At 59.8% G+C, this 20,921-nt stretch carries 16 protein-coding genes; 5 read left to right on the plus strand and 11 right to left on the minus strand.

Going from position 1 to position 20,921, the window contains the following annotated elements; translation table 11 throughout:
• Nucleotides 1–10: 10 nt before the first annotated feature.
• The 5 genes from HMPREF2836_RS08280 to ppa form a co-directional block, all read right to left on the minus strand.
• Nucleotides 11–235, minus strand: coding sequence for a helix-turn-helix domain-containing protein (locus HMPREF2836_RS08280; protein WP_049326751.1), 225 nt, complete (start codon nt 233–235; stop codon nt 11–13).
• 262 nt (nt 236–497) lie between these two features.
• A complete protein-coding gene (locus HMPREF2836_RS08285; protein WP_070630062.1) occupies nt 498–1,325 on the minus strand; it encodes an S-layer homology domain-containing protein in 828 nt (275 codons plus the stop codon).
• A 94-nt stretch (nt 1,326–1,419) separates the two neighbouring features.
• Nucleotides 1,420–2,823, minus strand: coding sequence for a glycosyl hydrolase family 28-related protein (locus HMPREF2836_RS08290; protein WP_070630063.1), 1,404 nt, complete (start codon nt 2,821–2,823; stop codon nt 1,420–1,422).
• A 203-nt stretch (nt 2,824–3,026) separates the two neighbouring features.
• The gene (locus HMPREF2836_RS09260) at nt 3,027–3,845 is read right to left on the minus strand and encodes a hypothetical protein (protein WP_141752125.1); all 819 of its coding nucleotides are present in this window, start codon (nt 3,843–3,845) and stop codon (nt 3,027–3,029) included.
• 435 nt (nt 3,846–4,280) lie between these two features.
• A complete protein-coding gene (gene ppa, locus HMPREF2836_RS08295; protein ID WP_005504328.1) occupies nt 4,281–4,766 on the minus strand; it encodes an inorganic diphosphatase in 486 nt (161 codons plus the stop codon).
• A 330-nt stretch (nt 4,767–5,096) separates the two neighbouring features.
• Between ppa and dacB the strand changes: the two genes are divergently transcribed.
• The 5 genes from dacB (at nt 5,097) to HMPREF2836_RS08320 (ending at nt 13,572) form a co-directional block, all read left to right on the plus strand.
• The gene (gene dacB, locus HMPREF2836_RS08300; protein ID WP_070630064.1) at nt 5,097–6,701 is read left to right on the plus strand and encodes a D-alanyl-D-alanine carboxypeptidase/D-alanyl-D-alanine endopeptidase; all 1,605 of its coding nucleotides are present in this window, start codon (nt 5,097–5,099) and stop codon (nt 6,699–6,701) included.
• Nucleotides 6,702–6,909: 208 nt separating this feature from the next.
• On the plus strand, nt 6,910–10,023 hold the full coding sequence (locus HMPREF2836_RS08305) for a DEAD/DEAH box helicase (protein ID WP_070630065.1): 3,114 nt from the start codon (nt 6,910–6,912) through the stop codon (nt 10,021–10,023).
• Nucleotides 10,024–10,509: 486 nt separating this feature from the next.
• Nucleotides 10,510–11,751: an MFS transporter gene (locus HMPREF2836_RS08310; RefSeq protein ID WP_070630066.1), complete on the plus strand. Its 1,242-nt coding sequence runs from the start codon at nt 10,510–10,512 to the stop codon at nt 11,749–11,751.
• Nucleotides 11,752–11,992: 241 nt separating this feature from the next.
• Nucleotides 11,993–12,613, plus strand: coding sequence for a hypothetical protein (locus tag HMPREF2836_RS08315; protein WP_005507641.1), 621 nt, complete (start codon nt 11,993–11,995; stop codon nt 12,611–12,613).
• Between the two features lie 227 nt (nt 12,614–12,840).
• Complete coding sequence (locus HMPREF2836_RS08320; protein ID WP_070630067.1) at nt 12,841–13,572, plus strand: metal-dependent transcriptional regulator; 732 nt, start codon at nt 12,841–12,843, stop codon at nt 13,570–13,572.
• Between the two features lie 94 nt (nt 13,573–13,666).
• Here HMPREF2836_RS08320 and HMPREF2836_RS08325 read toward each other — a convergent pair whose 3' ends face one another.
• The 6 genes from HMPREF2836_RS08325 to HMPREF2836_RS08350 form a co-directional block, all read right to left on the minus strand.
• Nucleotides 13,667–14,551, minus strand: coding sequence for a metal ABC transporter permease (locus tag HMPREF2836_RS08325; protein ID WP_049346253.1), 885 nt, complete (start codon nt 14,549–14,551; stop codon nt 13,667–13,669).
• Nucleotides 14,552–15,376, minus strand: coding sequence for a metal ABC transporter ATP-binding protein (locus tag HMPREF2836_RS08330; protein WP_049346251.1), 825 nt, complete (start codon nt 15,374–15,376; stop codon nt 14,552–14,554).
• A 227-nt stretch (nt 15,377–15,603) separates the two neighbouring features.
• On the minus strand, nt 15,604–16,566 hold the full coding sequence (locus HMPREF2836_RS08335; protein WP_070630068.1) for a metal ABC transporter substrate-binding protein: 963 nt from the start codon (nt 16,564–16,566) through the stop codon (nt 15,604–15,606).
• A gap of 322 nt (nt 16,567–16,888) precedes the next feature.
• Complete coding sequence (locus HMPREF2836_RS08340; protein ID WP_049337791.1) at nt 16,889–17,689, minus strand: exodeoxyribonuclease III; 801 nt, start codon at nt 17,687–17,689, stop codon at nt 16,889–16,891.
• A 242-nt stretch (nt 17,690–17,931) separates the two neighbouring features.
• Nucleotides 17,932–18,744, minus strand: coding sequence for an S-layer homology domain-containing protein (locus tag HMPREF2836_RS08345; RefSeq protein WP_070630069.1), 813 nt, complete (start codon nt 18,742–18,744; stop codon nt 17,932–17,934).
• A gap of 490 nt (nt 18,745–19,234) precedes the next feature.
• Nucleotides 19,235–20,563: a glycosyl hydrolase family 28-related protein gene (locus HMPREF2836_RS08350; RefSeq protein WP_070616279.1), complete on the minus strand. Its 1,329-nt coding sequence runs from the start codon at nt 20,561–20,563 to the stop codon at nt 19,235–19,237.
• Nucleotides 20,564–20,921: the final 358 nt, after the last annotated feature.

A 20,921-nucleotide genomic window follows, 5' to 3' on the forward strand; every position in this document is an offset into this window, starting at 1 on the left:
GCGGGAGGGGTTAGGTGAGGGGGTTGGTGATAGCCAGCTCGATGCCGAGCTCTTGGGCGACCTTGAGGACCGCACCAATTGACGGGCCGGGTAGCCCACGCTCAATATCGCGGATTGTTTTATCGCTGAGCCCGACCATCCACGCCAACTCCATTTGGGTGATTTTTTCGTACTTGCGGACGGCGCGAACCTGGGCGCCAAATTCCTGTGCGAACCCCATTGCGTCGAATGCCATAGGGGTTTCCTCCTCACCGCTGCAGAACCTCAGGTTATACGAACTATTCTTCGTAATATGCATATATTAGCACTCCTAGGGGTACCCTGAGGCTATTTTCCGAAGAATAGTTCGGCTACACATGCCCCTTCCGGTACCCCTAAACACAGCCAAGGAGTACAACAAAAAAAGGGGCGCGCCCACCGCCTCCAGCACGTACGAAAAATCGCACGAACCAGACGCGGGGAACACGCCCCCCAACAAGCCCTCCGCTCATCTACCGCTAGGACAGCGACTGCAGACGAGCCACAATGGGCGCCAACTCCTCGTGGTAATCAAGAACCATGAGAGGGGTGAAAATAGTGGGGTACGAAGCGTAATAGAAATCCGGTGTTTTGTTGAAATCCCACGGCGTGTACCCGTTAGTGAAGAAGTTAGTGTTATACGCCCGGATATCTTCCCCCTTCGCCAGCGCATGCTGGTACACCCAGCTCATTGCTCGATGCAACTCACTCCCCTCCTTAATGGGAGCAGCACCCTTCTCAGCACGCACAGCATTCGCCGCGTCCAGGGGCTCCAGAGTCACCTTGGGGCTACCCGCAGCACGATAAAGGAAGGTGAAGTAGGCGCCACGGCTCGCCGGAGTGTCGTAGTGGAAGGAGCCGTCAGACCAACCGGTGGTCAAACCCACGCGGGTCGCCCAGATAGCAACCTTATAGCGTGCATCGCCCGGAGTCAGGTCGGTGTACGGGGACTTCTCCGGCAGGTTCTTCACCTCGGGTGAACCAGCCAGACGGTATAGGTACTCCAGTAAGCGACCACGCGAAATGGTCATGACCCCGTTCGGCAACTTATCTTCACGGGTTGTGCCCAGACCAACAACCTGCTTCTTCGTAATTAGGCCGGTACACTCCGCCCAGTACAAACTGGTCATACCGTTCGTGCCGTAAAAGAAGTGCATGTCAAAACAATTAACATCAAATTCCAGCTCTTCTACAGGCTGTGCAGATTTCGGCTGAATGTATGCCGCCTGGGCTACACCCTGGCCCATATACCCCATAGCCAGTGCCAACAGTGCCGCCGCGCCGCGGGTCGAAAGGTTTTTCTTCATTTTCTATCCTCGGTGAAAGGTGTGAGGGTAGAAGAAGAGTGAATCCCTTTGAAGGTACTCAGGATTCACTCTCCGCGCAATTATTTCAGAATGATTAAACTTTTACGTCATTTTGACTATTCCGATTAATCTCATTATCTTGCGAGGTCCTATAGACCACAAAATTAATATCAATATAGAAATTGCCCCAGGGGACACTGCGATCTCTCCTAAAGAAAAGGTGCCGACCGTCATTCGAAGTCAATTTATTACCATCACGGGCATTACGCGATGAACCGGCCACAATACTAATATCATCCAGCTTATTCTCCAGATAAAACCCGTAACGCGAGGAACGCTGGCCAACTTTCGGATTAGCCGAACGCGGCGATACTAGGCGTGCTCCAGAAGCATTTCGTCCAATATACCAATTAGCTGCTTCATCAGTGCGTGCAGTTCCCTTAAGAATAAGTGAATTCTCGAGACTCGAGGACTCACCTAGACAATTCATAAACTGATTATCCTTGAAACCTACGACCCACCCGTGCCCGCCATTCTCCTGAGCGGTACATCCGATGAACATATTCCGTTCGCCAAAAATCGCCCACCCGGCACCAGACTTTCTGCGGTACTGATCTCTATCGTGATAAAGGTCGGAATTTGGCTTATTGCGAATAGCAAACCAGGCGGTACATGCCACAAATTTACATTGAGCTCCGTACACCTCAATTGCCCCATGATATCCGCCACCAAGATTGGCATCAGAGACCTCAACCATCACAAACTTATTATCCGCAGCTCCAGAGTTCAAACTCTCTGTTCTACGCTGAACATGACCCACCGGCTTTCCCACCAAGAGCCCTTGTCTGCGAGTTTTACGAATGCGGACCTTATCAACCTTCATAGCACGATCATGTTCACCCAGGATGGCAATTCCGATTGCCGTATCCCAGATTTCAATATTTGAAATAATAGGGGCAGCTTCAGGTTCATTAAAAATATCATATCTTGTATGAACAATAATGCCCGCAATATTATCCGGTATATAATTACCGGCAACGTGCTTACCCTGAGCAATTTGATACTCAAAAAATCCTTTACGAATATTAGGATTCAAAAGATTAAGATTGGCGGCACGAATAAACATATCCCGTACCCCAAAACGCATTGGTATATTTGTTCCCATATCACCCACAAAGGTATTGTATGACCCCATATGAAATACCCCCTGACACTCCATATCGTCACCATCAACATCTCTTAAAATCTTCGGGTTTTTATTAAACCCAATAATTTGTGTTGAGAATCCATGACCATACACCTCTACCCTATCCCTGAGATTAATAAAATCATTACTCACAAGATAGATTCCCGAAGGAATCTCGACAGAACCACCACCGGGAACAGCGGCCACCGAGTTAATGGCATTTTGAATTGCTGGTGCGGAATCCTTCGTACCGGTTGGGTCTGCACCAAAATCCAAAACATTCACATGCTTTGATTTACTATAATCAACCATATTGTATTCCTTTCTTAAGCCATGTAGTTCAAACGCATTCAAATAGTTTGAATGCCAACCCACCAATTTTCCCTGAATATCTATACATAAAGATGATTTGATGTTTAATTCTATTAAATCTGTACCAACCCCCTATCAATCATCTCTTTTTGCAGAGCAAGATTTCCCGAATCCACAACCCTGCGATTACCCCCATAATTGTTTTATGGGGCAGCTATTGTGGTACATGTCAACACGCCTCCCGGCGTCCTAACACTAATCCGATAGGAAGCCGACACAGTAGATCCGCCGTATTCGCTACGACCCGGGAAATACACGCCAAAGCACCCTCGTTGAAACAACTCTTCCGGCTGAGAAATATCTTTATCTACCTCAAGACCCCATTCCCAGCGCTGAGCTTGAATAAACGCACCGTCATCTTCTCCAAGGGATGCGTTTCCCTTCATCTCCCCTTGGTAGACACCACAAAAATACTCAGTGCTCTCCGTTGAGGCACCACGCGCACGAACCACCTTCAGACCCGAGTCTTCACGCACTGTCAGTGATGGTGCAGCCGGGTACCCCTCAGGAGAATGGCTTGTCAATCCCATAGAACCCGGCTGCCAACGGCTCATCTGCACCATGTATTCTTGCGATCCACTCAGCTGTTCAAGCTCAACCACAATCTGCTGACCCGAAGGAATTTTAGACAGCCACTGCCCTGTATCACGGTGAATATGGGGACGAATTACCTCATATAAGGCTGACTCTTCTTGATTCCCCATCAGTTCTACCGACGGAAGCGCATGCACCCCTACAAAAGGGCCCGAAAAGGGAAGAAGCTGAAACCACAGAATGACATTATCTGCACCATTAGTCGGCACCCATGCTTCACGAAGCGGGGCAACAGTGCATCCATCTATTTGCTGGGGAGACCCAACAGAGCCCTGAATACCCCATGCCGTGCTCTGAGGTGCTGCGAAGAAACTTACCAGGGCAAATGACGAAAGCCGGCACACATGCCGGCGTGACAGTTCAGACATGATAGTCCTTAAATTAAGTTGAGTGATGACAATAGTGTGTGGCGTTTACGCTTCGTCGACGCTCTATACACCACACTCCTTCAACCCTACTCTGAAAATTCACCGTTTCGAGTATTCACAAGCAAATATTTCATTCTCGTGAAAAAATATATATCAATATAAACTTGAAGTTTATTAAAATCTCACTTTAAACTTGAATATTTATGTAACTAGAACTTTAGAAATATCTTTAAAAATCTGAACTTTCAGAAATATTACAAGCCCCACCGCGCAAAGTACTTGCTGAAATCCCCCTCAACAAAGCCCTGGGCAACAACTCCGAGCACAACAAAAGGGGGCGTGCCCACCGCCTCCAGCACGCACGAAAACTCGCACGAACCAGACACGGGGAACACGCCCCCTACAAAAACCGGGTGCACCTAACGGTGCGGCAGCTTAGTGACCCTCAGCTGCGAAACGGTCGATAGCCTCCTGGACCATCTTCTCAGCAGCAGCCAGGTCTTCCCAGCCCTCGCCCTTAACCCACTTGCCGGGCTCCAGGTCCTTGTAACGCTCGAAGAAGTGCTGAATCTCAGCCTTCAGCTGCTCGGGAACATCAGCCAGGGACTTGATGTGGTCGTAACGCTTGTCGGTGGGGACGCACAGAACCTTAGCGTCGCCGCCAGCCTCATCGGTCATGTTGAACACTGCGACCGGGCGGGATTCAACCAGCACGCCGGGAACAACGTCAACGTCCAGGATCAGCATTGCGTCCAGCGGGTCGCCGTCCTCACCGAGGGTGTTCTCGAAGTAGCCGTAAGCGGTGGGGTACTGCATGGAGGTGAACAGCACACGGTCCAGGCGCAGGCGGCCGGTCTCGTGGTCCACTTCGTACTTCACGCGGGAGCCGCGGGGAATTTCAATAGTGACGTCGAGTTCCATCGGAACCTTCTTTCTCGTGAGTTAGAGTCACTTTCGCGGCGACTTCGGCGCGCAAGGTGCGAAAGTTAGGTGTTGAACTCACCCATTGTAACCCGTTCACGCACACCGAAACCGCGTATTCGGCGCCAAAACCAGCGTAATTTACCACGCTCACACCACAGTTAACGTTCCGCCTAGTCCCGCGCCCGCCAGCACGCGCGCCAGCACACCCCGCCGCCATGCCGGGCAGCCCAGATAGGGTTCGTGAGGGGCAGCAGGAACACGGCATGAGCATCAGGGCACCGGCGCGTAAATTCGATAGGCACCCCATCCGCCCGCTATGCTCAAAAGATGCCTTCCAACAAGCACAACACCCAGACCCCCACCCTCACCCGCCGCGCCGCCCTCACCCTCGGCGGCATGTTCCTCCTCACCGCCTGCGGACCCGCCGCAACCGAACAGAAACGCCCCGAAGGTTCCGCAAGCCCCATCGGCAGCCCCACCGGCACCGCCGAGGCGACCGCCTCCGCAACCCCGAGCGCCACCCCGACCCTCGCCCCCGCACTGCCCGAAGCGGAGCAGGAACAGCTACGTGCCGCTCTTACCGCGCTCTTCGCTGACGACACCTACCCGCAGTACAGCCTGCTCGTCACCGGCATGGACGGGAACCTGCCCAGCATCAAGGCGGCCACCGCACCCGCCGACCTCTACGCCGCCAACGCCGACACCGCACGCGTACCCGCCTCCACTTTTAAGGTGCTGACCCTGTTCGCACTCAACCACTACGCGAACCTGCAGGCGCGCCTGCGCACACGCGTCACCCGCGACTCCGCCGGACTGTACCTCATGGCAGGCGGCGACACCCTGCTCGGCGCGGGCGCCTCTGACCCGAAGCAGATTGTCGGACGCGCAGGCCTAACCACCCTCGCCGAGCTGACCGTGAAGGCGCTGAACGAGGGCGAGAAGCCGACCGCGGCGCTACCCGTCTACCTTGACGGCACCTTCTTCACCGGCCCCGGCGTGAACCCCGGCTGGGATGCCGCCGACGTGGCGTCCGGCCAGATCACGCCCATTCACCCGATTGCGCTCGAATCGCACACGGTGCCGGGCAAGTCCACCGCAAGCAACCCGGTACGCCCGGACGATGCGGCGGTTGCCGCCCAGAAGGCGTTCGTGGATGCACTCAACACCGCCGGCAAGGAGTCCGGCATGAGCTTCACCCTCGCGGAGCGCCGCACCGCCCCCGCGGAAGCGGTTGAAATCGCCGCGGTCGAGTCTGCAACCCTGCTGGAGCAGGCACAACACATGATGCTCGAATCCGACAACGCCCTCGCTGAGGTGCTTGGCCGTTGCGCCGCCATCGCCGCAGGTAAGGAAGGCAGCGGCGAAGCGGCACAGCAGACCGTGCGCCAGGCACTCGTGGATGCCGGCGTGAACATTGAAAACCTGGCGCAGGCAGACGTGTGCGGCATGTCGCTGACGGACCGCGTGACCGCCCGAACCCTCGTGCAGGTTGTGGCTCTGCTGAATGCTGATGAGCATGCGGAGCAGCTGATGAGCACGTTCCCGGTCGCGGGCGTGAGCGGCACCCTGTCTGATCGTTTTGGTGCGGCGAATGCCGTGCACGCGCGCACTTTTGTGCAGGCGAAGACCGGCACCCTGTACACGGTGTCTTCGCTGTGCGGTGTGGCGATCCGACCCGACGGCACCCGCCTGATTTTCGCGATTATTCTGAACGATCTGGGCGGCTCGGATGCGCTGCCCGCCGCGAAGGAACGCGTGGACGCTGCCGCGGCGGCGATTGCGAACCGTTCGACCGCGCCGAGTGCTTCTGTTGCTCCCTCTGCGGTAGCAGCGAGTGCTTCGGCACCCGCTTCGGACGGGGCAAGCGCCCCGGCTTCTGCGGCTGCTTCGGCGGCAGTTTCTACCGCGGCTGCGGCGGGTGCAGCCTCCTAGCGTGTATGCCCGGATAGCCCCGAAAGCCCCCTGAATCACCCCGTGCAGGTTGATTTTCTGTAGTGTTTCACGTGAAACCTGAAAATCAACCTCTCGGGGCGAGGGGGCACGGGGTGCCGATAGACTCCTCAACCGGGACTCGCGCCCGCTCCCTACGGCGGGGTTTCACTCCCGCCCTATTTCTCTCTCCTCCAGCAGAAAAGTCACCATGGACCTTACCTTCACCCTCGCTGATCTGACCGCCACCTCCACCTGCGAGTTGCGGCTCTACACCGAGCTTCGGGAGCGTGCGCAGAAGCAGTCTGCCCACCCGACCCCCGAGAAGTCCGAGCGCGCCCACGAAGCGTACCGCGAGTGCCTGCAAGTACTAACCGAAGGTGGCATGGTCGGCAGTGGAGTAGTCAGCGGTGAAGTAGTCGGCGGTGAGCACTCGGGCGGCACACCGCGCCCGGTGCCCCTGGTGGCGACCTCCGCGGCGGGACTGACCTACACGGTGGAGCTCGACCGTCTGGAGTACTCGCCTGAGAACAGCACCGCCGAGAGCAATACCGCCCGAATCGTCTGCACCCCGCATCTGAGTGAGGCGGCGCATCGGGCGCTATTGCGCGGTGCCCTGGCGGCTCACCTGCTGACCGCTAGTGCAACCGCGAGCACCGAGAATGCCGAGAATGTGAGGCGCCTCGACCTTCATCTGGAGCACGGCGCAAATGAGTACTGCGCGGGGTCCGAATCGGAACCCTCTGAGCACCACTCCCCCGTTCCTCAACCTCACCGAGTTGATTCGGCGCGTATTCTGCCGCTGGTTCGCCTGCAGGAGCAGCGCCTCCTGCTGCTCACCGAGGCGCTGAACGAGGGTGTAGAACCGGCGGAACTTGCCGAGCGCATCCCCTATTTTCTGACCTGCGACGAGTGCCCGGCGTGCCTGAACGCGGCGGCATCTCTTGCCCTCGCGACCGAAGCCCCGGAACTCGTCACCGAAGACGCCGTTGAAGACACTGCCGAAGACCCCGCAACTGAGGAGCACCCGGTCATGTACCGGGTGCCCGCCGCGGTCGAGAACGACAGCGAACAGTACCGCCTGCAGTGCCTGCTAGATGCCCAGCTCGCATCCCTGGAGGAGCACGCGGCGGAGCACGGCTGGGGTGCCGGCGAGCTTGAGGCGGCGATGCTGCTGTCCATGACGAACTACTACCGCCGTGAGCGCGCCCCGTTCTGGCGGGAGCACATTCGCCGCCTGGAGGACGGCCCGACGGCGTGGGTGGCGAGCCGCGATTACGCGTACCTTGACCGGGTGCAGGTGCTTTCGGTGGAGCATGCGCATGCTCTTCTGAACACCTCCGCAGACCTGGAGGCGCTTGCCGCCGCCATGAAGGAGCCCACCGAGGTTGAAGACACCCCCGGCTGGTATCGTGTGCGCGGCGCGCAGGTGCGCCTGTTGCGTGCGCGACTTGAGGCTGACCCGAGCCTGGTGATTGCGCCCTCTGACCGTGCGGTTTTTTGTGCGTATGAGACGGGGGTGAGCCCGCAGATTGCGCTGGACCGTATGGAGTCGCAGGTGAATTATTTCCGTGCGTCGAATCCGGGTGAGCGTGTGCCCGCCGAGTTGGCGGCGACGGGTTTCTTTGGCTTGCGTGTGCTGGCGGTGGCGCAGGGCGGTTTCGGTGCCGGTTCCGAGGATTCTGCGGACCCCGAAGAGACTGTTGCAGAGGCTGGCGCAGAGTCGACCGGCGAGTTCTTGGAGGTGCTTCTGCAGGAGCGCATCCGCGTGAAGGATGAGCCGCACCGTGCCCTGCCTTCGGGTATTGGTCCTGGCGATCCGGTGTCTACGGCGACGATTGAGGCGGCTCTGCAGGCCGATGTGCACGGGCTACTTTTCGATGGCGCCCTCATGCCGAGCGACCCCGTGCTTAATGGCCCCGTGCCCGGCGAGGATTCCAAGCCCTCCAATACCCCCTCCTCCCCCAGCACCCTGCCGAGCGTGCTCGATGCGGCGGCTTCGTTGACGGGGGTGGAGAGCGCCTCCGCGGATTTGCTGTTCCGCCGCGCACCGCGCCTGAAGAGGAGCACCTCGAACGCCAAAAATGCAGAAAATCTACCTCGTGAGGTTGATTTTTCTGCCTCTGACCTGCCCACGGTGGATGCCGTGCACGCGGCGGTTCGCGCTCTCGACCATTCCTATGTGGCGGTTCAGGGCCCTCCGGGTGCGGGTAAGACCTTCCTCGCCTCGCACGTGATTGCGCGTCTGGTGGCTGAGGGCGCGAAGGTGGGCGTTGTGGCTCAGTCGCATGCGGTGATTGAGAATCTCATGTTGGCGTGCTGTGCCCGTGATGGTTTTGATGTTTCGCGTGCGGTGCGTCTGCGCGGTAAGTCGGTGACTCCGGACGCCCCGTGGTCTGAGGTGTCTGATTCGGAGCTGGTGGAGCTGATTTCTGGTGCGGGCGGCCTGCTGTTTGGCGGTACGGTGTGGGATTACGTGAGTGAGCGTCGTGTGCCTGCCGGGTCGCTGGATGTTCTGGTGGTTGATGAGGCGGGCCAGTTCTCTCTGACGAATACGGTGGCGGCGGCTCGTGCGGCGCGTTCGGTGCTGCTGTTGGGTGATCCGCAGCAGTTGCCGCAGGTGTCGACGGGTGTGCACCCGTACCCGGTGGATGTTTCGGCACTGGGCTGGTTGTCTGATGGGGCGGCGGCGCTGGATCCTCGTTTTGGCTATTTCTTGGGTGAGTCGTGGCGTATGGATTCGGCGTTGTGCGAGCGGGTTTCGTGGCTGTCGTATGATGGCGCATTGGCGAGCGCGGCGGCGACGGCTGGTCGCGCCCTGCGGGGTGTTGCGCCGGGTGTGGTGTCGTATCCGGTGGAGCATGCGGGTTGTTCGGTGCGTTCTGTGCAGGAGGCGCAGGCGGTGGTGGATTGCGTGCGCGAGTTGTTGGGTCGTGAGTGGGTTCCGGCGGCTGGTGCTGAGCCGCGCCCTCTGGCGGCGGAGGATTGCATTGTGGTGGCGGCGTATAACGCGCAGGTTGATTGTGTGCGTGAGGCGCTGATTGCTACTGGTTTGGCGGATTCTTCGGGTGCTGGTGTGCGTGTGGGCACGGTGGATAAGTTCCAGGGTCAGGAGGCTGCGGTGGTGTTGGTGTCGTTGGCGTCGTCGCGGGTTGATTCTGGGCGCGGTGCCGGGTTTGTGCTGTCGCCGAATCGTTTGAATGTGGCGGTGTCGCGCGGTCAGTGGCAGGCGGTGTTGGTGCATTCGCCATGGGTGGCGCGTTCGGTGCCGCAGGATGTTGAGGAGGTGCTGGCTCTGTCGGGCTTCGCGGGCCTGGTGGAGTAGCACCCCTAGTGCAGCCCTTATTCTGCGCTCTTCTACACTCCCCCGCCCGCTGCGTTGCGGGGAGGGGGCGTCTTTGGTGCGCCCGCAATCGGGTTCAATCGGGTTATTTCAGGGTTCGGTTGGGCGGAAGCACCAAGACTGAATTGTAGTCACCCTAACCCTAATGTCAATACTCAAAATGAGGAAAGTTTTTCAACTAGCGTTCATGTATATGATTCACATCTCTTATAGAATCTAAAGTATCGCGCGACACACTTCTTGTGCGGGGGTTCCCGATGAGCCGCCCCGTGCATCCTCAACCACCCCGTGATGATCGGCGGGCCCGTCATGATCGGCGAGCACAGGCGAAAACAGACGAATACAGGCAGGCACAGCCGACTGTCGGGATATTCACTCATACGATTGCGCGCTACGAATTGCGCACAATGAACTACGCACGACGGACTGCACGCCGCGCGACACCCAACCCCATCGTGGAGGTCCCCCATGAGTGTCAACACCGAGCTACTCAAGAATAGAGATTTTCGAAATACTCTCTTCGCCATTGGAGCCAACCAGCTCTCAGACTCGATGAGTTATATCACCACGCCCATCATTATTTTGGCGCTGACCGGCTCCCCCGAGGCCGCGAGTATCACCCTCTTCGTCGCGGGTGTTCTCGCCACCTGCGCCGGAGCAGTATCTGGAACATGGGTCGACAGAATCGGCCCCTCAAAGTGCCTGGCACTGTCCTGTATCGGCCAGTCACTGTCCTGGATAGCGATTCTTCTCTACCTCGTTTTCAATGTCACCAACATTTACGTTTTGGTGATCACGATTTCTCTCGCCGCTATCATTTCCACCTTTGACTACCCGAGTGAACAGTCCATCATCACCCGTGTAGTCCCCAAGGAACACCTGGGGTACGCCTCCGGTATGGGTGAGACGCGCGAGTCCACCGCTAACCTGCTGGGCGGCCCGGTCGCCGGCATCATTATCGGCTTCTCGACCGTGCTCATGACCGCAGTTCACGCGGTCGTCAACCTGCTGGCATTCATCGTCGCACCTAAGACCTACGGCGCTAGTCGGCAGCCCGCGGAAGAGGAGGAAGGCGAGAAAACCAGCTTCTGGCAGGATTCAAAAGCCGGTTTCGAGTACATCCTGAAAAACAAGGTGCTGGTGTCCATTGCGTTCGTTTCAACACTTGCTAACTTTGGAACGGTCGGCATTCCGCTCACCTTCATCTACTACTACACTCTGGAGGGCGCACACCCGCTCTTCATCGGCATCTTCGCGAGCGCCTTCGGCGTGGGCGTGCTGCTCGGTTCGTTCCTGGTCGGCCCGCTGACCGAGAAGTTTGCGCTCGGCCCGCTCGGTATCACCTCCCTGGCCATCATGTCGGCCTGCTACCTGTTGTTGCCGGTGGTTCATTCGATGCTGTGGGCGGTGTGCCTGCTGATTGTGCTGGCGGGTATTGTGCTCCCCTCCTTCAATTCGAGCATCATTGCGTACATTAACGCGTCCACCCCGGAGCATATGATCGGTCGCGTGCACTCGGTGCAGGGCATCCCGAATATGGCGCTGACCCCACTGGCTGTTCTGCTGGCAGGCTTCCTCATTGTTGATTGGGGTATTACGTACACGGCGCTGTTCTACGCGGTGTTCATTTTCCTGTCGCTGGTGGTGATGGTATTCCAGAAGCCGCTGCGTCAGCTACCGCATATCTCGCAGGTAACGAACGCACAGTAGTTCCGCGGTAGCCCCGTCTATCAACTCCACTCAACGCCCCCGAAAGCGAATAATTCAACGTGCACTTGCATGAAAATTATTTTCCTTTCGGGGGTGTTCTACGTCCTTTCGAGGATTTCTGCACACAGTGCATGCTCACGATAATTCCCCTTATCAATGCGCATTTTTAGGGGTTTAAATGTTGCCGGTATTACGGCGAACCTTACGCCGCTTGTTGAAGGTTTTACGGCATAATAGGAAGGTGTTCGTTCTAACCTTTATTCAACGTTCCGCACAGCACTCACTCACTGCACTGTCGGACGAACTCGCAAAGCTCAACCCGCGTGTTGCCTTCGCCCAGACATACCCTGATGAAATTCAGGGCGCCTTCGACCGCGCCAGCGACGCACTCCACGCGGCGCTCATTGCCGCGCGCGATAACGGCTTCTGGGTCGGCATCGGAATCGGCGAGCTCAACATCCCCCGATTCGCAGGCGCACTCGGCGCCGTCAGCACCACCGACTGCACCGGCGACGCCCTCGAATTCTCACGCCTCGCCGTCGAAGAAGCACAAGGAGGCGCACCCGTACGCTGCATCAGCGTCAGCGCCGACAACCGCCACCTCGCCGACCTCGCCGCAGGCTCCGCACGCCTGCTCTACCGCGTATGCGCCGACCGCACCGACGCCGAATGGCGCGTAGTAAACCTGCTCGTACCCGGCGTACGCGGCCAGCAGAAGGCCGCCGCAACCGCACTCGGCATCACCACCCAGGCGGTCAGCCGCACCCTCGTCCGCTCCCTCTGGCATGAGGAGCAGGCGGCACGCGGTGCGCTCATCGAGCTGCTGACCCGTATTGACCGTTCGCGCCGCCGCGCCACCTAACCGCCGCCGCGCATCCCTCATTCTTTCGCGCCTGCCAGCCTTTTCGTACCTGGTACCTGGTACCTGCCAGCCTTTCGTAGCTGCCAGCGCGGAACCGAACACCTGATCCCGCCCGTGATAGTCACCCCCTGCCAGGGGTGAACCGTCCGGGCGGGACGCTTTTTAAGCCCGCGCTGAATACCCTGTAGCTCGACGGGCAAAACCAGAGAAAAGGTAGACTTATCTTTATGCCTCTTTCAGAACTTTCCGTCAGCACCCAGAACTACCTCAAGGAAATCTGGAGCCTCGAAGAATGGACCAAAACCCCTGCCACCGCATCCGCCCTGGCAGAACGCATGGGCCTGCGCATTTCTTCGGTATCTGACGGCCTCAAGCGCCTCGCCGCCGCCGACCTGATCGAGCATCAGCCCTACGGCGCTATTGGGCTCACTGAAACCGGCCGCTCCTACGCGCTGGCGATGATTCGCCGCCACCGCCTCATTGAGACGTTCCTCGTGGAGACGCTCGGCTACACCTGGGACCGTGTGCACGACGAGGCGGAGGTTCTGGAGCACGCGGTATCCGACTTCATGGTGGACCGCATCGACACCCTGCTGGGGCACCCGACCCGCGACCCGCACGGCGACCCGATCCCGGACTCTTCGGGGCATATTAGTTTTCCGCAGACCGTGCCGCTGAGCCAGTGCGAACCCGGCGAAACAGTCGTGCTCGAACGCATTAACGATGATGACCCGCGCCTGCTGCGTTACCTGCAGGGCCACGGTTTTGTGCCCGGCGTGCGCCTACACATTGAGGAGGGTGCGCCCTTCTCGGAGGCGGTGAACGTGAGCGTGGTCGGTGCCGGTTCCGGCAACCTGCACGAGACGGACGCGGCTGGCGCGGTGAAGCCCGGCGGCACCATTATTCCGTTGGGTGCGGAGGCGACCGCCTCCCTGTTCGTGTCCCGCACGGTGCGCTAGGCGCAGGGCGGTAGAGGCACCCTAGAATTTCAGAAAATAGCGCTAGGCGGAGGTCCCGTAAAGGGCCTCCGCCTAGCGCTGTATTGAGTTAGTTTTAGGAAGCTGAGGGCTCAGTTTTCGTTGCAGCAGTGCTGAGTCGGCGGGCACGCATCCTGCCCAGCAGACCGTAGCGCGGGGCGAATACGTACGCCAGGGCGAACAGTATGCCCTGCGTGACGACCACGGCACCACCGGGGGATACGTCCGCGTAGTAGCTGGCGTACAAGCCGGTCAGCGTGCCCACCAGGGAGACTCCCACGCTCACCGCGAGCATCGGCACGAACCGGTCCGTGATGAGGCGCGCGGTGGAGCCGGGGATGACGAGCATCGCCACGACCAGCACCACACCCACGATCTGCAGTGCCACCACGGAGGTTAGCGCCAGCATAATGAGCAGCAGCGCGCCGAGCAGACGCGGACGCAACCCCACCGCCTGCGCAAAGCCCGGGTCGAAGGCGTACAGCACGAAGTCGCGGCGCTTGACCAGCAGCACGGCGGCAACAATCACCGCGAGGATGGCGACCTGCCAGACGTCCGACCAGGACACGCCCAGCACGTTACCGAAGAGAATATGGTTCAGGTCGGTATTCGACGGCGTAACCGAAATCAGCACCAGACCGAACGCAAACATGGTCGTGAACACGATGCCGATCGCGGCGTCCTCGCGCACGCGGCCGCTGCGCCGCACCCCGCCGATAAGAGTTACCGCCACGAGGGCGGCAACCACCGCACCCACTGCGAAGGGCGCACCAAAAATATAGGCGAGCACCACACCGGGTAGCACCGCGTGCGAAATGGCATCCCCCATAAGTGACCAGCCGAGCAGCACGAGCCAGCAGGAGAGCAGAGCGCAGACGGCGGCGGCAAGCACGGTGACCACGAATGCGCGGAGCATGAAGGGCAGGGTCAGCGGCTCCACCAGAAAGTTGAGGATGTCCATTTAGTTCTTCCCTTCCACAGAGCTGATCGTAGTAGTGCCGGAGGTAGCAGCGCCGGTAGCGACCGACGCGCCGGCGTCCACTTCCATGCCGAAGGCACGCACCAGGTTCTCGGGGGCGAGCACCTTCTCGGGGGTGTCGTGCATCAGAATATCGCCGCGTAGCAGTAGCGCCTCGTCGGCGAACTGGCGCAGGCTCGCCAAGTCGTGCGTGGAAACCAGCACGGTCGCGCCCTCGTCACGCAGCTGTTCGATGACCTGAATGAGCATCGCCTCGCTGCGCTTGTCCACGCCGGCGAAAGGCTCATCCAGCAGCAGCAGCTGGGCGCCCTGGGCGATAGCGCGTGCCACGAAGGCGCGCTTACGCTGACCGCCCGAGAGCGCCCCAATCTGACGGTCGGCAAGGTCGGTCAGTTCCACGCGGGCGAGTGCCTCATCCACGGCGGCACGGTCTGCGGCACGCAGGCGGCGGGTGATGCCGAGGTTGCGGTAGCGTCCCATGCTGACGACCTCGCGCACGGAGATGGGGAAGGTCCAGTCGATTTCTTCGCTCTGCGGCACGTAGCTGACGAGTCCGGCGCGGTGGTGGTGCGCGTTCTTGCCGCGGCTGCCACGGTTACCGCCGACGGGCTGCCCGTCGAGAGTGATGCTACCGGCGTGCATGGGCACGACCCCCATGATGGCTTTGAAGAGGGTGGATTTGCCGGAGCCGTTCATGCCGATCAGGCCGCAGATACGCCCGGTGTCCAGGGTGAAGGATGCGCCGGTGAGGGCGCGGACTGGCCCGTAGTTCACGTGCACATTTTCGCAGCTGAGAAGAGTGCTCATTCCTTGTGTTCTTTCTGGTGGTCACCGTATGCGTGGGGCGGGTGTACTTGCTTGCGTGTTGCTGAGTGGGTGCCGTGTGGGCGGGTGCTGTGTGAGTGAGTGTTAACGGCGTGGGAGGAGCGAAGCCAAGAAGGCGACCGCCCCTCCTATCCTATCGGGGGTTTGGGGTTTACCCGGGGTTTTCGAGGTCGGATTTGACCCTGGTTTAGCCCGGGTTTATGCCGGGTTTAGGAGTTGCCCTTGAGGCCCGCAACGATGGTGCGTGCGTCGTAGCGGATCATGTCCAGGTAGGTGGGCACGGGGCCGTTCGCCTCGGAGAGCGAGTCCACGTAGAGCACGCCGCCGAATCGTGCGCCGGTGGCGTCTGCGACCTGGCGCATCGGGTTGTCAGAGACGGTGGATTCGCAGAACACGGCGGGCACCTGGTTCTCGCGCACGTAGTCGATCGCGGAGGAAATCTGCGAGGGGGTCGCCTGCTGTTCGGAGTTGACCGCCCAAATGTACTTTTCCTTCAGGCCCGCGTCTGCCGCCAGGTAGGAGAAGGCGCCTTCGCAGGTGACCAGTGCGCGCTGGTTCTCGGGCAGGGTGGAGATTTCCTTGACGAGCTCGTCACGCACGCCCTGCAGCTGCTTCTTGTAGGCTTCGCCGCGGGTCTTGTAGTCGGCGGCGTGGCTCGGGTCGAGAGCACTAAATTCGCGAATCATCACGTCCACGTACTTCTGTACGTTGCTGGGGCTCATCCAGGCGTGGGGGTTGGGCTTGCCCGCGTAGGCGTCCTCGGTAATGGAGATGGGCGTGACCCCCTCGGAGACGGTCACGTGCTTAGCGTGGGATTCTTCAACGAACTTCGCGAACCAGGATTCGAGGTTCAGGCCGTTGTCGAGCACCAGGTCGGCGGCGTGCGCCTTCTTCAGGTCGGAGGGGGTGGGCTCGTACTCGTGGATCTCTGCACCGGGCTTGGTGAGGGATTCAACGTTCAGGTCGTCGCCTGCCACGTTGCGGGCGATGTCTGCGAGCACGGTGAAGGTGGTGAGCACGGTCTTCTTACCGCTGCTGCTCTTAGCGCCTTCGGTGGTGCTGGAGGTGCTACCGCAGCCGGTGAGCACGAGTAGCAGGGTGAGTGCGAGGGCGGCGCAGAGCGCCTGGACGAGGCGGCGTGCGTTGCTGCCTGCGGGGGTGAAAGCGTTCATGAGGTATCCTTCATTGGAAGTCACGGGTTTGAGTATGTGGTTGATGTGTGGAGTTTGCCGCGCCGGGACGCTAGGGACACGGTTGTGTCTGCGCAGGCATCATAATGCGCTTTTGCCTGTCGTCCCGGGCGGAATTTAACAATAGTTCGGCTAGCCGAACTTTTCAACTAAGCCACACAGAAAACCCCGAAATATTGGCAGAAACCCAGGAGCAGGCGCGCAGAAACACAGGACAGAAGCACCGGCATATACAGCAAGGAGGCGGGGACCCCTCCCCCGCCTCCTTACTGCACGCGGTTCTACGGCAAGCTATACGCTCGGATTAGTCGGCAATCTCAACCACGACCGGCGTGTGGTCGCTTGCGCCTTCACCGGCGCGTTCCACCTTATCGATCCAGGCACGTTCCACGCGTGCGGCGAGCGCGGGCGAGAACAGCTGAAAGTCAATGCGCATGCCCTCATCCTTGGTGAAGCGGCCCGCCTGGTAGTCCCAGTAGGTGTACTCGCCCGGAGTGTGCGGGCGTACTACGTCCACCATGCCCTCTTCGAGTAGGGCGGCGAAAGCGCGGCGTTCGGGTTCGGAAACGTGGGTCATTTCGTTGCGCAGGAAGTAGTCTATATCCCACACGTCGGCATCCTCGGGGGCGACGTTCCAGTCACCGACCAGGGCAAGCTGCGACTGCGGGTTAGCAGCCAGTTCGTTGTGCACGTTCTGGCACAGCGCCTCCATCCAGTGGAGCTTATAGTCCATATGCGGGTCGGTCAGGCCGCGGCCGTTGGGCACGTAGAGGCTCCAGACGCGCACGCCGCCGCAGGTCGCACCGATCGCGCGCGCCTCCAGCACCTCGGGCTCGCCGGTCTTACCGAAGTGCGGCTGATTATCGAAGCCGCGCTGCACGTCTTCGAGGCCAACTCGGGAGGCGATTGCCACGCCATTCCACTGATTCAGGCCGAAGTGCGCAACCTCGTAGCCCATGAATTCGAAGAGGTCGAAGGGGAAGGTTTCGTCCTTGGTTTTGGTTTCTTGCAGGGCGAGCACGTCAACGTCGTGTTCGTCGAGCCAGTCTTCGACGCGGTTCTCACGGGCGCGGATTGAGTTGATGTTCCAGGTGGCAATCTTCATGCCTTCTAGCTTAGCGGGTGCAGAGCATGCACCTTTCATTGCACGGAAGCGATTGCGCGGCGGCACGGGCGCTCGCAACCTGCCAGAACAGCACAGCACCCGGAACAGAGCACCGCCCGCCTGCGCAACCTTCGGGTCGCACCGGCGGGCGGTGAATATATGCGCTAGTCAGCACTGCATCTAGTCAGCACTGCATCTAGTCGGTATTACCCCTAGTCAACGGCTTCCTAGTCAACGGCTTCCTAGTCAACGGCGGGAGTGCCCACAACCTTCAGGCCCTTATCACCGTACGCCTTGAGCATGTACAGGGCATCGGAGAAGTACAGGGGGCTGGCAGGGTTCACCACGTCTGCCACGCCGTCACTGTCGCGGTCCACTTCGGGGTAGGCGCCGAGCGTGCGGGCTGCCCAGCGGTTTTCAGCCTTGAACTGCTCAGTCTTCTTGACTTCGGCACGTAGCGGACGGCGAATCTGGCGCAGGCGTGCGGCACCATCGGGGCTACCTGCGGCACGATACAGGAACGCGGCGAGGGTGTGGCGGGTGGCGTAATCGTCCGGGTGGAAGAGCCCGTCATCCCAGCCGGAGGTGATGCCCGCATCCGCTGCCCAAATGTACGCAGCATAGTTGGGGTCGGTGGTGGGCACGTCCTTGTAGGGCGAGGTTTTCGGGAGGTCCTTGACGGTCGGCAATCCCGCCATGCGGTAGAGCATGCGTACGAGCTGGCCGCGGGTGACGGTTGCGCTGCTGTGGCGGCGGGTGACGGTGTATTCTTCGCTGTCGAGGTAGCCGTGGCAGACCGCCCACACGCCGGGGGTGGCGCTCATGGTGCCAAGGAAGTTGGCGACGCATTCGACGTAGCTGGGGTCGTCCTTGGGCTGGTGAAGTTTGATGAGGCCGTTGGCTGCGGCAGGTTCGGCGGCGTGAGCTACAGCCTGGTGGGAGGCGATGGCGGAGGTGCCTACGGGCAGGGCACCGAGGGCGAGCGCGAGAGTGAGTGCAAAGATGCGGCGTGCGCGAGTGGTGGGTGTGAGGACTCGGGAGATAACCGGAAGCATGGGCTGTCCTTATGTAATTGTGGTTGGGAACCGGCCGGAAGGAACCGATTTTTGGGTCGACCGCGGGGTCGCCAATGGAGCGAATAAGAAAAGGGGAAGGGTAGTGGTCGTTGAGGAATAGTGAGAAGCGGCAATGAATAGGAGCTGACGTGCGGCGATACGCGGTTTTGATGTGTACCAATGATGTGCGTGTTGCGCATGCTGTCGCACGGCTATGGTGGTGCACAGTGAATGGACTGTTTTACACCGCCATAGAAAGTTTAAAGTACATATTAATATTTTATTCAATATTTAATTGAGACTTTTATCAACTAAAAATTAAACATTGTTCTAAACGACAAAGCAGCTGCGAATGGTATGTATTCCATTCGCAGCTGCCCTGATTCTTAGCCGACATGTGGCGGTATAACGCGCCCACTAGGGCACACGCGCCTCCCTCACGATTCACAGGAAAGTCCTGGACCGGTTCGGGCGTGTCTACTAGCCTCTACTAGCCGCGCATCACGTTATAAGCTTCCTTGGTGAGCTGACCGGCGGGCGAGGTGGAGTGGCGCAGTTCCTCAACCTCAATGACCACGTTTGCGCCAATTGCGCCAGTAATGTACACGCGGCGGCCGAGCATATTACCCTCACCGATGCGGTCGTCCTTGGCGGTGCCTTCGGTGATGCGCAGGTCGTAAATCTTGTTTTCAATGTAGAAGCCGTACAGGGAGGCGGGCTTCTCCGGGGGGTTGTAGGAGACAGGCGCGACCATGCGGGTACCGCGCGCGTTACGGCTGATGTACCAGTTGGCGGCCTCGTCGGCGCGGGCGGCGCCGCTGACGGTGCCAGCCCAGCTGGAGCCTTCCGCTTCGCATCCGATGAAGATGTTGTGCGCCCACTCAACGAGCCAGCCGTGGCCCGCGTTGGAGCGTGCGGTGCAGCCGATGAACATGTTGCGTTCACCCTGCACGATCCAGCCTGCGCCAGCGTGGCGGGTGGCGGGCTCGTAGAGGGCGTTCTTGTTGCTGGTGCGGTGGTTGCTGTTGCTGGAGCAGTTCTCGAACTTAGCCTGCGCCGCGTACACCTCAATACCGGCGTAGGAGCCGCCGCTGAGATTCGCCTCGGCAACGTCGATACCGCGCAGCTTGTTGTCTGCCGCGCCGGAGTTCTGGCCTTCGTTGGGGCGGCGGGGGTGGCCGGCGGGTTTGCCGAGCAGCAGGCCCTGGTTGAGGGTGCGGCGGATGGTCACGTCGTCAATTTTCATGCCCTGGTCATCCAGGCCGAGCACGGCAACGCCGATGGCGGTGTCCCAGACTTCCACGCCGGCGATAACGGGCACGATGTCCGGTTCGTTGAGCATGTCGCCGGTCAGGTGGGTGTGGAAGATGACGCCGGCGACGTTATTCAGCGGGGTGGTGTGCGCATCGAGCGGGTAGCTGCTGATGGGGGTGTTGGCGGCGTTAGTGCGGATGTGCAGGTTGCGTACGCCCATACGCATGGGCTTGTTGGCGTTGTAGTTGCCGTAGACGGGGGTGGTGTAGCTGCCGACGTGGAACACGCCGGTGTATTCGGTGTGGCCGTTGGCGGTGGTGGGGATGGCGCGGTCGGAGTGCGCGATGACGACGGTTGAGGAGCCGTAGCCGAAGATTTCGACACGGTGCTTGATGTCGATGAAGGGGTAGGAGACGCGGTAGATGCCGCGGGGGAGTTCTACGGATCCGCCGCCGCGTGCGGCGACAGCGTCGACGGCTCGCTGGATGGCTGCGGTGGAGTCTTTGGCACCGGTGGGGTCTGCGCCGTAGTTGATGGCGTTGATGCTCATGGGCGTATCGGGCATGAGGGGCTCAATTCTTTCGATGGGTACCGCGTTCGGTGCTGAAGGCGGCGCGGGTGAGTGAATTGAGTGAATACGGCTGTATGCGGTGAATACGGTGTTGAGTGAGTACGGCGCTGCGTGGGTGCAGTGTTGAGTTTGTGTGGTGCGGTGTGTTGGGCGCATTTCTGCGGGTGTTTTGACGTGTGCGGGTCTGTGCACCGGCAGACCTGCCTCCTGCTCAAGGGTACCGCATTGGGCGTGTGGAGGCGATGACCGGGCGCTGTGATGCCTGCTCCCCTACCCTGTTTTTCTACGGTTTTTCGGCTGTTTTGGGTGCGGGTTAAACGCCGAGGGGCGGGGATTACTCCCCGCCCCTCAG

The sequence above is a fragment of the Rothia sp. HMSC065C12 genome, assembly GCF_001812085.1.
In the GTDB taxonomy this organism is placed as follows: Bacteria; Actinomycetota; Actinomycetes; order Actinomycetales; family Micrococcaceae; genus Rothia; species Rothia mucilaginosa.

Coding starts and splice junctions, on each gene's coding strand:
- HMPREF2836_RS08320 (WP_070630067.1), top strand. CDS start 12,841: ATGCCTCTTTCAGAACTTTCCGTCAGCACCCAGAACTACCTCAAGGAA.
- HMPREF2836_RS08330 (WP_049346251.1), bottom strand. CDS start 15,376: ATGAGCACTCTTCTCAGCTGCGAAAATGTGCACGTGAACTACGGGCCA.
- HMPREF2836_RS08335 (WP_070630068.1), bottom strand. CDS start 16,566: ATGAACGCTTTCACCCCCGCAGGCAGCAACGCACGCCGCCTCGTCCAG.
- ppa (WP_005504328.1), bottom strand. CDS start 4,766: ATGGAACTCGACGTCACTATTGAAATTCCCCGCGGCTCCCGCGTGAAG.
- HMPREF2836_RS08305 (WP_070630065.1), top strand. CDS start 6,910: ATGGACCTTACCTTCACCCTCGCTGATCTGACCGCCACCTCCACCTGC.
- HMPREF2836_RS08285 (WP_070630062.1), bottom strand. CDS start 1,325: ATGAAGAAAAACCTTTCGACCCGCGGCGCGGCGGCACTGTTGGCACTG.
- HMPREF2836_RS08325 (WP_049346253.1), bottom strand. CDS start 14,551: ATGGACATCCTCAACTTTCTGGTGGAGCCGCTGACCCTGCCCTTCATG.
- HMPREF2836_RS08340 (WP_049337791.1), bottom strand. CDS start 17,689: ATGAAGATTGCCACCTGGAACATCAACTCAATCCGCGCCCGTGAGAAC.
- HMPREF2836_RS08310 (WP_070630066.1), top strand. CDS start 10,510: ATGAGTGTCAACACCGAGCTACTCAAGAATAGAGATTTTCGAAATACT.
- HMPREF2836_RS08280 (WP_049326751.1), bottom strand. CDS start 235: ATGGCATTCGACGCAATGGGGTTCGCACAGGAATTTGGCGCCCAGGTT.
- HMPREF2836_RS08345 (WP_070630069.1), bottom strand. CDS start 18,744: ATGCTTCCGGTTATCTCCCGAGTCCTCACACCCACCACTCGCGCACGC.
- HMPREF2836_RS08290 (WP_070630063.1), bottom strand. CDS start 2,823: ATGGTTGATTATAGTAAATCAAAGCATGTGAATGTTTTGGATTTTGGT.
- HMPREF2836_RS09260 (WP_141752125.1), bottom strand. CDS start 3,845: ATGTCTGAACTGTCACGCCGGCATGTGTGCCGGCTTTCGTCATTTGCC.
- HMPREF2836_RS08350 (WP_070616279.1), bottom strand. CDS start 20,563: ATGCCCGATACGCCCATGAGCATCAACGCCATCAACTACGGCGCAGAC.
- dacB (WP_070630064.1), top strand. CDS start 5,097: ATGCCTTCCAACAAGCACAACACCCAGACCCCCACCCTCACCCGCCGC.